The sequence below is a fragment of the Paraburkholderia sp. GAS199 genome (assembly GCF_050436585.1).
In the GTDB taxonomy this organism is placed as follows: Bacteria; Pseudomonadota; Gammaproteobacteria; order Burkholderiales; family Burkholderiaceae; genus Paraburkholderia.
On record NZ_JBNDMM010000008.1, the window covers coordinates 435,863 to 451,210 of the forward strand.

Here is a 15,348-nt window from a genome sequence, read left to right on the forward strand (position 1 = left end):
CCGTGTCCGAGGCAGAGATTCTTGAGCGTATCCGCGCCATTTTCCAGGAAAACTTCGCGATCGAGCCGGAACGTGTGACCGTCGACGCGAATCTGTTCGAAGACCTCGATCTCGACAGCATCGACGCCGTCGATCTCGCGATCAAACTGCAGGAAATGACTGGCCGCCGTATCAAGCCGGAAGAATTCAAGTCGGTGCGCACGGTCGGCGATGTGATCGGTGCCGTCGAGTCCTTGCTGGCGGCGCAGGGCTGATGCCATCCGCGCGCTCGCGAATACAGGCGGCAGCGGCGCAGCCCGCCGTCACGCAAGCCGGCGCTGAACGCAGCTGGATCAAGACCGTCGTGCAGGTGCTGTTGAAGCTCACGTATCCCGCGCTGATTCTGTGCGCGTGGCGGTGGGACACGCCGCGCTACGTCGGTTGCATGCTGTTCGCGATTCTGTGGCTGCAGCGCTGGGCCGGCAGCGGTCCAGTCGCCACGTCGCTGCGCAGACTGTCCTCGATCGACTGGGCCGTGGTCGGTCTGCTGAGTTGCGCGTCGGCCGCGATCGTCGCGACCAATAGCGAACTGCTGCTGCGCCTTTATCCGTCGCTCGTCAATCTCGGTCTGCTGATCGCATTCGGCGCGACGCTGGTGCGCGGGCCGTCCATGATCGAAAAATTCGCGCGGCTCGGCAATCCGGATCTGCCGCCCGGCGCCGTGCGCCACACGCGGCGCGTCACTCAGGTGTGGTGCGGTTTTTTCGTGCTGAACGGCATCTTTTCCGCGTACACGGCGCTGTACTGGAGCCGTGCCAGCTGGTCGCTCTACAACGGCGCGATCGCCTACGGATTGATCGGCCTGCTGCTGGTGGTCGAGGTGATCTGGCGTTACCTGGTGGTGTTGCCGCGGGCCGCGCGATCGGAGGCGGCATGATCGCGCTGCACGATCTGCTGTCGCTGCCCGGCGCTGACGTTGTCGCCAACGCGCCGGTGTGCCGCGACGGCGCCGCCGTACTCGATCGCGCCGCGTTTCGCGAGCGCGTGTGGCTGCTGGCCGACACATTGCGTGCGCAACCGGCGCAGCGTTACGCACTGTGTATCGACGACCCCTTCGACTTCGCCTGCGCGCTTTTCGCGTTGTTCGTGTGCGGCAAGGAACCGGTGATTCCGGCTAACGCCACGCCCGGTTATCTGGCCGATCTCGCCGACGCCTTCGACACGATTCTGAGCGACGCCGATCTGCCGCCGTTCTCGCGCGACGCCGCGCGCACACGCGACTTCGCGACGCGCACCGGCGCGATCGATCCGCACGCGCCGCTGACGCTCTACACCTCCGGCAGCAGCGGCACACCCAAGCCGATCCGCAAGACGCTCGCGCAATTCAACGCCGAAGTGCACACGCTCGAAAAGCAGTGGGGCGCGCTGGTGGGCGACGCGACGATGCTCGCGAGCGTGCCGCATCATCACATCTACGGTTTGCTGTTTCGCGTGCTGTGGCCGCTGGCCGCCGGCCGCGCGTTCGACCGCGCCGTCAGCATCGAGCCTTTGCATCTGCAGACGCAGATCGAACAGTGCGGCGCGGCGGTGATCGTCTCCACGCCCGCGCAGTTGTCGCGCTGGCCCGCGTTGCCCGGCTTCGCCGCGCTCGTGCCGCGGCCGCGCGCGATCTTTTCGTCGGGCGGCCCGCTCGCATTGGACGCCGCGCTCGAATACACCCGGGCCTACGGCGCCGCGCCGCTGGAAATCTACGGCAGCACGGAGACGGGCGGAATCGCGTGGCGGCGTCAGGACGAGACCGACGCGTGGCAGCCGGTCGCGGGCATCGAAGTGCGTCGTGACGAAGACGGCGCCCTGAACGTGCGCTCGCCGCATCTGGATCACACAGGCTGGCATCGCACCGACGACAAAATCGCGTTCGACGCCGACGGCCGTTTTCGTTTGCAAGGCCGCCTCGACCGCGTGCTCAAGCTCGACGGCAAACGCGTGTCGTTGCCGGAACTGGAAGCGCGTCTCGCGCTGCATCCGTTCGTCGCGCAGGCGGCGGTCGTCGCACTGGAAGGCGCCTCGCGCGAGCGCGTCGGCGCCGTGGTCGCGCTGACGGAAGCGGGCAGCGCCGCGCTGCGCGACGAAGGCCGCGTGCAACTCGCGCAAACGCTGCGCCGTCACCTCGCCGCGTTTTTCGACTTGGTCGTGCTGCCGCGCCACTGGCGGTTCCGCATCGCCTTGCCGTTCGACGCGCGCGGCAAGCTGCCGGTGGCCGCCGTGGCCGCGGCGTTCGAACCGCGTAGCGAAGGCATGGAAGTGCTGGCCGAAGGCCGTAGCGGCGACACCTTGCATTACGAACTGCGCGTGCCGCCCACGCTCGTGCATTTCGCCGGCCACTTTCCCGGCTTGCCGATCCTGCCGGGCGTGGTGCAGGTCGATTGGGCCATGCGTCTGGCGGCCGAGCATCTGCCGGCGGTGCGCACGCTCGCCTCGGTCGACCGCCTCAAATTCATGGCGCCCGTCACGCCCGGCGCGCTCATGAATCTCACGCTGGCTCACGAAGCCGCGCGCCGTCGCGTGCAGTTCTCTTACCGGCTGGGCGAACGCGAGTGCGCGTCCGGTGTGATCGTGTATGGGGAGCCCGCATGACGCGCTTCGTTCCATGCATCGTCATTCCGATCTACAACCATAAAGACGCGATCGGCGCGACCGTCGCGAATCTGGCGGTGCATCGCCTGCCCATTTTCGTGGTGGACGACGGCAGCGACGCGCCGACCCAGCAGGTGCTCGCCGCGCTCGCGCAACAGTACGCGGGCCAGCTCACGTTGCTGCGTCTCGCCGTCAACGGCGGCAAGGGCGCGGCGGTGATGGCGGGTTTGCGCGCGGCATACGCGGCGGGCTACACGCACGCCTTGCAGATCGACGCCGACGGCCAGCACGACGCCGCCGACGTGCCGCGCTTCGTCGACGCCGCGCAGGCGGAGCCGGAGGCGGTGATTCTCGGCCGTCCGGTGTACGACGAGAGCGTGCCCAAAGCGCGCCTCTACGGCCGTTATCTGACGCACGTGTGGGTCTGGATCGAAACGCTTTCGCTGACCATCCGCGATTCGATGTGCGGCTTCCGGATGTATCCGCTCGCGCTGGCCTGCGGCCTGATCGACAGCGTGCAGCTGCCGACCCGCATGGACTTCGATATCGCGATCCTCGTGCGGCTCTACTGGCGTCGCGCCGCGTTCCGCTCCATCGCCACGCGCGTGACGTACGCCGCCGACGGCGTGTCGCATTTCGACGTGCTGTGGGACAACGTGCGTATCAGCCGCTGTCATACGCGGCTCGTGTTCGGCATGCTCGGCCGCTTGCCCTTGCTGCTCGCGCACAAGTTCATGCCGCGCCGTACGGCGTCCACCCAGGACTGGTGGCGTATCGCCGAGCGCGGCAGCCATCTCGGCATGTCGCTGCTTGCACTCAGTTGCAAGCTGTTCGGCCGGCGTTTTACGGCGCTGTGGCTGCATCCCATCGTCGCGTATTTTCTGTTGACCGGACGCGCCGCGCGCGAGGCGTCGGGCAACTATTTCCGGCATTTGCGCGAGAGTGCGCCGCAAGGCGGCACGCCGCGTCCGGGCTGGTTGTCCGCGTACCGCCACATGCTGGCGTTCGCGCAGTCGGGCTTCGACAAACTCGCCGCGTGGTCGGGTCGCGTGAACAACGCCGACATCGCCTTCGACGACCCGTCCGCGTTCAAGGCGCTGGTGGCGAGCGGCAAGGGCGCGCTCGTGATCGGCGCGCATCTCGGCAATCTGGAAATGACCCGCGCGCTGGCCGCGCAGAGCGGCCTGGCGAAGGTCACGGCGGTGGTCTACACCGAGCATGCGCGGCGCTTCAACAGCGTGCTGGCGTCCGCGAATAGCGAGTTCGCGCGGCATCTGCTCGAAGTACGCGACTTCGGTCCCGAGACCGCGATGATGATGCAGGAGCGCGTGGACGCGGGCGAGTTGCTGGTGATCGTCGGCGACCGCGTGCCGGCTCATGAGACGGGCCGCACCACCGAGGCGCAGTTTCTCGGTTCGAACGCACCGTTCGCGCAAGGTCCTTACGTGCTCGCTCATGCGCTGGGCTGTCCGGTCTACCTGTTCTTTTGCCTGAAAGAGCGCGACGGCTACCAGCTGTATTTCGAACCGTTCGCCGAGCGCATCGAACTGCCGCGCCGTGAGCGCGCCCAACATCTGGCTTCGTGGGCGCAGCGCTATGCCGCGCGTCTCGAGCACTATTGCCGCAAGGCTCCTTATCAATGGTTCAATTTCTTCGATTTCTGGGCCAGCCCCAAGCGAGGCGCACATGGCCGAACATGATCTGATCGACACCGCGTCTGCCACCGCGTCTGCCGGTGCTGCACACACTGCCGCAACCGTGGTGATCGGCGGACGCAAACTGACGATCGAAGAGGTCGTCGCGATCGCGCAGCGTCGCGTGCCGGTCGCGCTCAGTGCCGATCCGGCGTGGCGCGCACGCATCCAGCGCGGCGCCGATTTCCTGCGCCGCCATCTCGCATCCGGCGCAACCGTGTACGGCGTCAACACCGGTTACGGCGACTCCTGCGTGGTCGACGTGCCGATGGAACTGGTCGAAGCGCTGCCCTTGCAACTGACGCGTTACCACGGCTGCGGCATGGGCCAGTATCTCGACGACGCACAGACGCTCGCCGTGATCGCCGCCCGTCTCAACTCGCTGGCCTACGGTTTTTCCGGCGTGCGCACCGTGCTGCTCGAACGTCTCGCCGACCTCGTCAATCATCGCGTGTTGCCGCGCATTCCCGCCGAGGGATCGGTGGGCGCGAGCGGCGACCTCACGCCTTTGTCGTACGTGGCGGCGGCGCTTGCCGGCGAACGCGACGTGATGTTCGGCGGCGAGTTGCGCAATGTGCGCGACGTGTGGCGCGAACTCGGTCATGCGCCGCTCACGCTGGCGCCCAAAGAAGGGCTGGCGCTGATGAACGGCACCGCCGTGATGACGGGCCTCGCCTGTCTCGCCTTCGCGCGTGCCGATCACCTGACGCGCCTCACCGCGCGTCTCACGGCCTTGTGCACGGTCGCGCTCGACGGCCGCGCCGCGCATTTCGACGCCATGCTGTTCGAAGTCAAACCGCACGCCGGCCAGGCCGAAGCCGCCGCATGGATTCGCGACGATCTCGCCGGTCGCGACGACACGCCGGGGCATCGCTTGCAGGATCGTTATTCGATCCGTTGTGCGCCGCATGTGATCGGTGTCGCGCGCGACGCCTTGTCGTGGGTGCGCCGCGACGTCGAAAACGAACTGAACAGCGCCAACGACAACCCGCTGATCGATCCCGACAACGAACGCGTGCTGCACGGCGGCAACTTCTACGGCGGCCATATCGCGTTCGCGATGGATTCGCTGAAGGTGGCCGTCGCCAATCTCGCCGATCTGATGGACCGCCAGCTTGCGTTGCTGGTCGACGTGAACTTCAACAACGGCTTGCCGCGCAATCTGTCGGGCGCGGCGCCGGCGCGTGCCGCGATCAATCACGGCTTCAAGGCCGTGCAGATTTCCTCGTCGGCATGGACGGCCGAAGCGTTGAAGAACACCATGCCCGCCAGCGTGTTTTCGCGCTCGACCGAAGCGCACAATCAGGACAAAGTCAGCATGGGCACGATCGCCGCGCGCGACTGCCTGCGCGTGCTGGAGTTGACCGAACAGGTGGCGGCGGCGCACACGCTGGCCACCGTGCAGGCCGCGCGTCTGCGTCTGAAGCTCGACAGCGCCACGCCGGTTCCCGCGCCCTTGCAGTCGTTCATTGAAAGCGTGAGCGCCGCTTCGCCTTTCGTGGACGAAGACCGCGCGCTCGAAAGCGACCTGCGCGCACTGACCGCGCGCATCGCCGCGTGCGACCTGCTCGACGACTACCGCAGCGGAGCGAATGCATGAGCGCGCCCCATCAGGTGTTGAGCGCGAGCGCCGAGGTCGAGGTGCCGTTTCACGATGTCGATGCCATGAACGTGTGCTGGCACGGCCACTATCTGAAGTACTTCGAGATCGGCCGCGCCGCGCTGTTGCGCGCGTTCGATTACGACTACCGCGAGATGCAGGCCTCGGGCTATCTCTGGCCGATCGTCGAGGCGCATCTGAAATACGTGCGGCCCGCCACGTACGGCCAGAAAATCGAAGTACGCACGCAACTGCTGGAACACGAAAATCGCCTGAAAATAGGCTACGAAATCGTCGATTGCGCTTCCGGCACGCGGCTCACCAAAGGCTACACGATTCAGGTCGCGGTGCATGCGGCAACCCAGGAATTGCAGTTCGTGTCGCCGCCGGTCGTGTTCGAGAAACTGGAGCGCGTATGGTCACGCTGATGCTGCGCCGTCGTCTGTCGGGCGGCGTGTTCGCGTTGAGCATGATGAGCGCGTTGGGCGGTGCCTTGGCTGGTGCATTACCCGTCAACGTGCAAGCCGCGCAGGCCGCGCCCGCGGCCGGCAATCCCGCGCTGGTCTCGCAGATCGTCGCGCATCTCGCGCAGGCCAAGGGCGTGCGTGCGCAATTCACGCAGACGCAGACGCTGGCCGCGATGAAGCAGCCGCTCGTGAGCACCGGCTCGCTGCTGTTCTTTCGCGAACGGGGCGTGGTCTGGCAGATCGACACGCCGTACAAGGCGACCTACGTGATCACCGACGCGGGTGTGAGCGAAGCGGACGCCAACGGTCATCGTGTGACGACGCACGGCGCGCAGGGCACGCGCGGCGTCGCGCAAGTCTCGAAGATGATGCGCGCCATGCTCGGAGGCGATCTCTCGGCGCTGTATTCGCAATTCGACGTGCAGGCCGAAGGCAGCGCCGCGCAATGGCGCATGCAGCTCACGCCGAATCAGCCGCAGATCGCGCAGTCCATCAAAGGCCTGCAGATGGAAGGCGGCGAATTCCTGCAAAGTCTGCGCATCACGCTCGCGAACGGCGACATCACCCGACTCGACTTTGCGAAAAGCGCGGTCGTGACCGAACCGACGCCGGCCGAGCGCAGCCTGCTCGGAGCGCCGTAATGCAGGTGCTGCAACAGCGCCGGGTCGCGCAAACGTGGGGCATCCGCGTGGCGTGGCTCGCGCTCGCGCTGGTCGCGGCGCTTTATTGCGGCTGGCGTTTCGCCGGACCTTCGCCGTTGCAGACCAACCTGCTGGCCTTGTTGCCCGCAACGGAAGCGGACCCGGTCGCCGAAAAGGCGGTCGATACGCTGGCGAGCGCGCTCGGCGACCGCACGGTGTTTCTCGTCACCAGCCACGACGACGCGCACGCCAAAGCCGCTGCGATCCAGCTCGGCGCGTCGCTGCAAAAGAGCGGGGCATTCGGCTCGGTGACGGCGCAATTGCCGCCCTTCGATCTTTCGCAGATCGCGGCGCTGTATCTGCCGTATCGCTTTGGTCTGCTCGCGTCCGCCGACCGCGCCGCGCTGGCGAAGCCGGATGCGAACGCCGCGAATGCCGATCTGAAGAACGCGCTCGCGCAACGTCTCTACAGTCCGTTGCAGGGCGGTCTCACCACGCCGCTCGCCGACGACCCGTTCGGCTGGCTGCAACACTGGCTCGGCGGCCTGCCGCTCGCCACCTCGAATCTCGAACTCGAAGACAACCTGCTGGTCGCTCATCGCGGCGCCGACACCAGCGTGCTGATCGTCGCGACCTTGCCGGGCTCGGCGTATGAATCGAAAACGCAGCGTGCCGTGCTCGATGCACTGGCGCGCGGCGAAAGCGCGCTGAAGCAGTCGTTTCCCGATGTCAGCGTCGCGCGAACCGGCGCGGTGTTTTACGCGCAAGCCGCGCGCAGTGCGTCGGAGCACGAGGTACATCTGATCGGCGTCGCGTCGCTGTGCGGCATTGCGCTGCTGATGCTGTGGGTGTTCCGCTCGCCGCGTCTGATCCTGCTCGGCTTCGTTTCGACGGCGCTCGGCATTGTCTGCGCGCTTGCCGCCACGCTGCTCGTGTTCGGCAAGCTGCATCTGCTCACGCTCGTGTTCGGCGCGAGTCTGATCGGCGAGGCGGTCGATTATTCGATTCAGTATTTCGTGGTGTATCTCGGCGCGGCGCGTGACTGGGACGCACGGCGCGGCGCGCGCGAGGTGCGTCCCGCGTTGACGGTGGCGCTCGCCACCAGCCTGCTCGGTTACGCGATCCTCACCTGGGTGCCGTTCCCCGCGCTCAAGCAGATCGCGTGCTTTGCGATGGTCGGTATCGGAACCGCCTTCGCTTCCGTGCTGTGGCTGCTGCCCGCGCTGCTCACGCGTGCGCCGAAACATAATCCGCGTCGCCTGTTCGCGGCTGCGGCGCGTTTGCTCGATGTGTGGCATCGCGTCATCGGCGGACGGCGCGCGTGGCTCGTCGCCGCGCTGCTGCTGGTGGTCGCGATTCCGGGCTGGCTGCGTCTGACCAGCGACGACGACGTTCACCTGCTGATCCAGCGCGATGCGTCGCTGGTGGCGCAGGAAGACAAGGCGCGCGACGCCGTCGGCGTGGACAACAGCGCGCAATTCTTCGTAGTGCGCGGCGAGACGCCGGAGAACGTATTGCAGCGCGCGGAAGCGCTCGGCGTGAAACTGGATGCGTTGAACGACACAGCCGGCAAGGTGGGCAGCTATCAGTCGGTGACGCAGTTCGTGCCGTCGGCACAACGGCAACAGAGCGACCGCGCCTTGCTCGCGCAGCACGTCTTCGCCGATCCCGCCGCTTTGCGCGCCACGCTGCTGCAAGCCGGTTTCAAGGACGACGTCGCCGACGCCTGGATTGCCGCGTTTGCCCAGCCGCAACCGCCGTTCACCGTCGACCGATGGCTGGCCGCATCCTGGTCGCAACCGTACCGCCATCTTTGGCTCGGTGAGGTTGGCGGTGACGTCGACCCGCAAAACAAGGCTTACGCAGCCGTGGTGATTCCGCAAGGCGTGACGCCGCAGAACGAGCCGGCGCTGATCGCGATGGCCGCTTCGGTGCCCGGCGTGGCGTTCGTCGACAAGGCGGCGAGCGTGTCGAAGCTGTTCGGCGAATATCGCGTGGATAGCGGCTGGTGGCTGGGCGGCGCGTTGGCGCTGGTGCTGTTGCTGCTGACGCTGAGATATTCCCCGAAACGCGTCGCGCGCCCGGCGTTGCTCGATCGTGTGCGCGGCGGCGTGGCCGTCACATTGCCGGTGCTGCTCGCGGTGGGCGTGACGCTCGCGGTATTCGGCTATGCGGGTGTACCGCTCAATCTGTTCAACTGGCTTGCGCTGATGCTGGTGCTCGGCGTGGGCGCAAACTATGCCGTGTTTCTGCGCGAAGGCTGCCTGCGCGCGGACGCGGATCTCGGCGCAGTGTGGACGGGCGTGCTGCTTTCGGCCGCTACCACGCTGCTGTCGTTCGGCATGCTCGGCATGAGCGACATGCCCGCGCTGAAGAGTTTCGGCGCGACGCTCGCGCTCGGCATCGCGGTATCGGTGTTGCTCGCGCCGATCGGCATGCCATCGGAATCAAGGAGGGCCGCATGAAGGCGCCATCAGTTTATTTGCACGCGCTCGGCATGATCAACGCGCTCGGCAGCGGCCTGCAAAGCATCGTGCCGGCGCTGGCCGCCGCGCACGCGCCGGGTATGGCGAGCGCGCATAGCGGTATCGGCGAGGCGTTCGTCGGCAGCGTGCTTGCGCCGCTCGATCTGGCGCCGTCGCCGGAACTCGTGCGCTACGACTGCCGCAACAACCGGCTGCTGCTCGCCGCGCTCGCGCAGATCGCGCCGCAAGTCGAAGCCGCGCGCGAGCGCTACGGCGCGCATCGGATCGGCGTGGTGCTCGGCACCAGCACGTCGGGCATCGAAGCCGCCGAGGCCGCGTTCGTCTATCAGGCGCAGGCGGGCGGCTTGCCGGCCAGCTTCAACTACCGTCAGATGGAGATCGGCACGGCCGCGCCGTTCGCCGCCGCCGCGCTCGACCTGCACGGCCCGGCGTACACCATCTCGACGGCCTGCACGTCGAGTGCGAAGGCGTTTGCGTCCGCGCGGCGCCTGTTGCAACTGAACCTGTGCGACGCGGTGGTGGTCGGCGGCGTCGATTCCCTGTGCGAGCTGACAGTGCAGGGCTTCGCCTCGCTCGAATCGACCAGCAACGTGCGCAGCAATCCGATGAGCCGCAATCGCTGCGGCATCAACGTCGGCGAAGGCGCCGCCGTGTTTCTGATGAGCCGCGACGAAGCGGCGGTGCGGCTCGCCGGCGTCGGCGAATCGAGCGACGCGCACCACATCTCGTCGCCCGATCCGACCGGCGCGGGCGGCGAGCTTGCCTTGCGCGCGGCGCTCGCCGACGCCGGCATCGAGCCGTCTGCGATCGGCTACGTGAACCTGCACGCCACCGCCACGCGCAAGAACGACGAGATGGAAGCGCATCTGATGGCGCGCGTGTTTCCCGACGGCGTGGCGACGAGCGGCACCAAGCCGCTGACGGGTCATCAACTCGGCGCGGCGGGCGCGACCGAACTCGGCTTTGCGTGGCTCACGCTCGCGCAGGAACGCCACGCGTTGCCGCGTCACGTGTGGGACGGCGACGCCGATCCGGCGCTGCCGAAGCTGGACCTCGTGGAAAGCGAGCGCATCTTGCCGGCCGGCCCGCAATACGTGATGAGCAATTCGTTTGCCTTCGGCGGCAGCAATGTCAGCCTGATCCTCGGACGGTGACGCGCATGACCCGAACCGTCCAGGACCTCGTGAGCCAGCCGATCGAAGCGATCATCCCGCATCGCGGCACCATGCTGCTGATCGACGGCATCGACCGCTTCGACGACGAAACGCTCGACGCGCGCGCCACCGTCCGCGCCGACGCCTGGTATGCCGACGCCCAGGGCGCGATGCCCGCGTGGATCGGCATCGAACTGATGGCGCAGGCCATCGCGGCGCACGTGGCGTTGCTGGCGATGCGCGGCGGCGGTCAGGCGCGGCCCGGCGTGCTGCTCGGCTCGCGCAGCTACAAGGCCTTGCAGCCGTCGTTCGCGGCGGGTGCGTCGCTGGTGATCCGCACCGTCGAATTGCTGCGCAGCGAAGAAGGTCACGGCGCGTACGAATGCACGATCCAGCATGGCGACGTGCGGTGCGCCGAGGCCGTCATCAAGGTTTTTCAACCGCCCAATTTCCAGTCTTTCATCGAAGGGAGTTTCAGTTCATGAGCCGGCGTGTTCTCGTTACCGGCGCAAGCCGCGGCATCGGCCGCGCGATTGCGTACAAGTTGGCCGCCGATGGCTTCGCGGTGTCCGTGCATTGCCGCACGGGACGCGCCGAAGCCGACGCGGTCGCGACGGGCATCGCCGCGCAGGGCGGCACGGCGCGCGTGCTGCAATTCGACGTGCGCGAGCGTGCCGTGTGCCGCGAGGTGCTCGAAGCGGACGTGGCGGCGCACGGTCCGTACTACGGCATCGTGTGCAGCGCGGGCGTGACCCGCGACGGCGCATTTCCCGCGCTGAGCGAGGAAGACTGGGACATCGTGATCGAAACCGGTCTCGACGCCTTCTACAACGTCGTTCATCCGCTCACCATGCCGATGGTGCGCGCGAAAAAGGGCGGACGTATCGTCACCATCGCGTCGGTGTCCGGCGTGATGGGTAATCGCGGTCAGGTCAACTACAGCGCCGCCAAGGCCGGGTTGATCGGCGCAACCAAGGCGCTCGCCGTCGAACTGGCGACGCGCAACATCACCGTCAATTGCGTGGCGCCGGGTCTGATCGAAACCGGCATGCTCGACGAAATGCCGCTCGAACACGCATTGAAGACGGTGCCGATGAACCGCGTCGGTCAGCCTGCCGAAGTGGCGTCCGTGGTCAGCTTCCTGATGTCGGATGCGGCCTCGTATGTCACGCGTCAGGTGATCGGCGTCAACGGCGGGATGGTGTGATGAAACGCGTCGTCATTACCGGCATGGGTGGCGTCACCGCATTGGGCGACCACTGGGACGAAATCGAAGCGCGCCTGAGGCGCGGCGTGAACGCCGTGCGGCGCATGCCGGAGTGGGACTACTTCGAGTCGCTGCATACGCGGCTCGCGTGTCCGCTGCCCGGCTTCGCCACGCCCGCGCACTATCCGCGCAAGAAGACGCGGTCGATGGGACCGGTCTCGATGTACTCGGTGCGCGCGAGCGAACTCGCGCTGGCCGATGCCGGTCTCGCCGACGACGCCAGCATCAAGGACGGCCGCATGGGTGTCGCGTACGGTTCGTCGTCGGGTTCGGTGCAGCCGATCCGCGCGTTCGGCACGATGCTCGAAACCGGCTCGATGAGCGACGTCACCTCGAACAGCTACGTGCAGATGATGCCGCACACCACGGCCGTCAACGTCAGCCTGTTCTGGGATCTGAAAGGCCGCATCATCCCAACCTCATGCGCGTGCGCGTCGGGCAGCCAGGCGATCGGCTACGCGTTCGAAGCGATCCAGAGCGGCAAGCAGACGCTGATGCTGGCGGGTGGCGCGGAAGAACTGTCCGGCCCGGCGGTTGCCGTGTTCGACACCTTGTACGCCACCAGCACCCGTAACGACGAGCCGCATCTCACGCCGCGTCCGTTCGACGCCGCGCGCGACGGTCTCGTGGTCGGCGAGGGCGCGGCCACCCTGGTGCTCGAGGAATACGAACATGCCGTGGCGCGTGGCGCGCGGATTCACGCGGAGATCGTCGGTTTCGGCTGCAACTCGGATGGTGCGCACATGACGCAGCCGACCGCGCAAACCATGGCGCTCGCCATGCGCCTCGCGCTCGACGACGCGCGTCTCGCGCCCGAAGCGATCGCCTACGTGAATGCGCACGGTACCTCGACGGATCGCGGCGACGTGGCCGAAAGTCACGCCACCGCGCAGATCTTCGGCGAGCGCATGCCGATCAGTTCGCTCAAGAGTTACGTGGGTCACACGCTCGGCGCATGCGGCGCGCTCGAAGCCTGGTGGACCATCGAAATGATGAAGCGCAACTGGTACGCGCCTACGCTGAATCTGCAGAACGTCGATCCGGCCTGCGCGCCGCTCGACTACATCACCGGTACGGGGCGCGAGATCGACGCCGAATATGTGATGAGCAACAACTTCGCGTTCGGCGGCATCAACACGTCGCTGATTTTCCGGCGCGCTCGATGAGCGTGACGCTGCAACGCGTGGTCGTGACCGGCATGGGTATCGTGTCCTGTCTCGGCAATACGCTCGACGAGGTCTCGGCCGCGTTGCGCGCGGGCCGCTCGCGTATCACGCGTGTCGACGCGTGGCGCGAGCGCGGCTTCGGTACGCAGGTGGCGGGCGTGGCGTCGGTGGCGAACGAAACGCCGTTCGAGCGCAAGCTGGAGCGCTTCATGGGCGACACGGCGCGCTTTGCCTGTCACGCGGCGCGCAAGGCCATCGACGACGCCGCGCTCACGTCCGCCGCGCTGCGTTCGCCGCACGCGGGCGTGGTGATCGGCTCGGGCGTCGGCACGATGTCCGCGTACGACGCCGCCATGACCATCGCCAACGCGCGCGGCGTCGATCGCACACCGCCCTATGTCGTGCCGCAGGCGATGAGCAGCACCGCCTCGGCGAACGTCGCGCAGGTGTTCGGCACCGAAGGCACGAGCTACTCGCCGTCGTCTGCGTGCACGACTTCGGCGCTGGCAATCGGCCAGGCGATGCAACTGATCCAGACCGGCCGTCAGCAGATCGTGCTGGCCGGCGGCGCCGAAGCGCTGCACGACAACATGACCCTGATGTTCGACGCGATGGGCGCCTTGTCGCGCCGCTTCAACGAGACGCCGCATCTGGCTTCGCGTCCTTACGACACCGCGCGCGACGGCTTCGTGATCGCCTCGGGCGGCGGCGTGCTGGTGCTCGAATCGCTCGATCATGCGTTGGCGCGCGGCGCCCGCATCTACGCGGAACTGACCGGTTTCGGCGACTGCACCGACGCGGCCGGCATGGTCTCGCCAGGCGCGGCGGGCATCGCGCGCGCGATGCGTGGCGCGCTGAACGGCGCGACGAGGCGGCCCGATTATCTCAACACGCATGCGCCTTCGACGCCGCTCGGCGACGTCGAGGAACTGCGCGCGATCAACGACATATTCGGCGCCGTGGCCGGTGAAAACGTGCCGCCGTTTTCGTCCACCAAAGGCATGACCGGGCATCCGCTCGGCGCGAGCGGCGCGCACGAGGCCATTTACACCTTGCTGATGATGCGCGACGGTTTCATCGCGGCGACGGCGCCGGTCGGCACGGAAGACGACAGCGTCGCGGGCATGCCGCTCGTGCGCGCGGCGCGCGAGGCCGAGATCGGGTCGGCGATGTCGAATTCATTCGGGTTCGGCGGCAGTTGCGCGAGCCTGATGTTCGAAGGGTGGCGGGACCGTTGAAGCGGTCGTCGTCCGGGCGGGACAATTCTAAAAATCGAGGGCACTACGAATGAAAAGAACAGGAATGCTGGGCGTGCTGGTCGTTGTGGCGTTGACGCAGGCGGGGTGCGCGACGCAGGTCAAATCGTTGCCGCTCGCGGCCGCCGGTGGTCAGTCGCGGGGCGGCGTGCCGGTGTACTTCGGCGAGCAGCCGCATGCGGCCGTGCAGAGTCAGATAGGCAATGTGTCGTATTCGGTGCGGATCGCGCGCAAGGTGTCGAGTCCGGAAGACGCCTGCCATGAAGCGCTCGGCGAGGCGGTGCAGAAACTGCGCGCCGCGGCCGTCGAGCGTCATGCGAACGCGGTGATCGACGTGTCCACGCGTTTTCACAGCACGGACAGCCATTCGTCCACCGACTTCACCTGCGGCGTGAGCCCGAGTGCCGCCGCGATCGCGGTGAGCGGCAAACTGGTCGTGCTGGAAGCGAACTGAGGCAAACGTAGGCGCACCGGATTGCGACAAAGTGCGCGAAGCAGAATCGAGCCGTAACTGACAGAACTCACTAGAGCAACAAAAACCACCAAGGAGTCTCAATGAAACGCCACCTGATGTTTGCTGCACTGCTTGCTTCTTTTGCCACGCTTGCCAGCGCGCCCGCCTTCGCGCGCGACACGGTGGCCAACTATCCGGTCGAGCCGGCGCTGCACAGCGAGCCGGGCAAGGTCAGCGACGATATCGATCTGTATTTCGCGGGCCAGAAGCATCCGCCGGTGAAGAACACGATCGGCGAATTCGCTACCAACAAGAAGACCAACGCGTTCGGCAAGAGCGATCTGGAAGCGTGCCAGCACGTGTTCCTCTCGGCGGTGATCGAATTGCAGGAACGCGCGCGCAAGGAAGGCGGCAACGCCGTGATCAACATCAAGAGTAACTACAAGAACGAAGTGCGCGAGAGCGCGACCGAGTTCACGTGCGGCGCGGGTGCGGTGATTGCTGGCGTTGCACTGAAGGGCGACGTGGTGACGTTGCGCAAGTAAGC

The 15,348-nt window shown here is 66.8% G+C and carries 15 protein-coding genes; all 15 read left to right on the top strand.

Going from position 1 to position 15,348, the window contains the following annotated elements:
• Window positions 1–2: 2 nt before the first annotated feature.
• Window positions 3–254: an acyl carrier protein gene (locus tag P3T18_RS28895; protein ID WP_429303357.1), complete on the top strand. Its 252-nt coding sequence runs from the start codon at window positions 3–5 to the stop codon at window positions 252–254.
• Window positions 254–916 (top strand): hypothetical protein, encoded by a 663-nt coding sequence (locus tag P3T18_RS28900; RefSeq protein ID WP_429303358.1) that lies wholly within the window; start codon window positions 254–256, stop codon window positions 914–916. Before P3T18_RS28895 ends, P3T18_RS28900 begins: the two co-directional genes overlap by 1 nt.
• A complete protein-coding gene (locus tag P3T18_RS28905) occupies window positions 913–2,616 on the top strand; it encodes an AMP-binding protein (protein WP_429303359.1) in 1,704 nt (567 codons plus the stop codon). The genes P3T18_RS28900 and P3T18_RS28905 overlap by 4 nt, the downstream gene beginning before the upstream one ends.
• The gene (locus tag P3T18_RS28910; protein WP_429303360.1) at window positions 2,613–4,316 is read left to right on the top strand and encodes a glycosyltransferase family 2 protein; all 1,704 of its coding nucleotides are present in this window, start codon (window positions 2,613–2,615) and stop codon (window positions 4,314–4,316) included. Before P3T18_RS28905 ends, P3T18_RS28910 begins: the two co-directional genes overlap by 4 nt.
• On the top strand, window positions 4,303–5,910 hold the full coding sequence (locus P3T18_RS28915) for an HAL/PAL/TAL family ammonia-lyase (RefSeq protein WP_429303361.1): 1,608 nt from the start codon (window positions 4,303–4,305) through the stop codon (window positions 5,908–5,910). The genes P3T18_RS28910 and P3T18_RS28915 overlap by 14 nt, the downstream gene beginning before the upstream one ends.
• Window positions 5,907–6,338, top strand: a complete 432-nt coding sequence (locus P3T18_RS28920) for an acyl-CoA thioesterase (protein ID WP_429303362.1) — start codon at window positions 5,907–5,909, stop codon at window positions 6,336–6,338. Before P3T18_RS28915 ends, P3T18_RS28920 begins: the two co-directional genes overlap by 4 nt.
• A complete protein-coding gene (locus tag P3T18_RS28925; RefSeq protein WP_429303363.1) occupies window positions 6,326–7,018 on the top strand; it encodes a LolA family protein in 693 nt (230 codons plus the stop codon). The genes P3T18_RS28920 and P3T18_RS28925 overlap by 13 nt, the downstream gene beginning before the upstream one ends.
• Complete coding sequence (locus P3T18_RS28930) at window positions 7,018–9,483, top strand: MMPL family transporter (RefSeq protein ID WP_429303364.1); 2,466 nt, start codon at window positions 7,018–7,020, stop codon at window positions 9,481–9,483. Before P3T18_RS28925 ends, P3T18_RS28930 begins: the two co-directional genes overlap by 1 nt.
• Entirely contained in the window at window positions 9,480–10,658 is a 1,179-nt protein-coding gene (locus P3T18_RS28935; RefSeq protein WP_429303365.1) for a beta-ketoacyl-[acyl-carrier-protein] synthase family protein, read from the top strand. The genes P3T18_RS28930 and P3T18_RS28935 overlap by 4 nt, the downstream gene beginning before the upstream one ends.
• A 5-nt stretch (window positions 10,659–10,663) precedes the next feature.
• Window positions 10,664–11,143: a hotdog family protein gene (locus tag P3T18_RS28940; protein ID WP_429303366.1), complete on the top strand. Its 480-nt coding sequence runs from the start codon at window positions 10,664–10,666 to the stop codon at window positions 11,141–11,143.
• Complete coding sequence (locus P3T18_RS28945; RefSeq protein WP_429303367.1) at window positions 11,140–11,865, top strand: 3-ketoacyl-ACP reductase FabG2; 726 nt, start codon at window positions 11,140–11,142, stop codon at window positions 11,863–11,865. The genes P3T18_RS28940 and P3T18_RS28945 overlap by 4 nt, the downstream gene beginning before the upstream one ends.
• Window positions 11,865–13,091, top strand: a complete 1,227-nt coding sequence (locus P3T18_RS28950; RefSeq protein ID WP_429303368.1) for a beta-ketoacyl-ACP synthase — start codon at window positions 11,865–11,867, stop codon at window positions 13,089–13,091. The genes P3T18_RS28945 and P3T18_RS28950 overlap by 1 nt, the downstream gene beginning before the upstream one ends.
• Window positions 13,088–14,329, top strand: coding sequence for a beta-ketoacyl synthase N-terminal-like domain-containing protein (locus P3T18_RS28955; protein WP_429303369.1), 1,242 nt, complete (start codon window positions 13,088–13,090; stop codon window positions 14,327–14,329). The genes P3T18_RS28950 and P3T18_RS28955 overlap by 4 nt, the downstream gene beginning before the upstream one ends.
• Window positions 14,330–14,378: 49 nt before the next feature.
• Window positions 14,379–14,801 carry a signal peptidase gene (locus tag P3T18_RS28960; protein ID WP_429303370.1) on the top strand — a complete coding sequence of 141 codons (423 nt, stop codon included), beginning with the start codon at window positions 14,379–14,381 and terminating at the stop codon, window positions 14,799–14,801.
• Window positions 14,802–14,902: 101 nt separating this feature from the next.
• A complete protein-coding gene (locus P3T18_RS28965) occupies window positions 14,903–15,346 on the top strand; it encodes an excinuclease ABC subunit A (protein ID WP_429303371.1) in 444 nt (147 codons plus the stop codon).
• Window positions 15,347–15,348 lie beyond the last annotated feature (2 nt).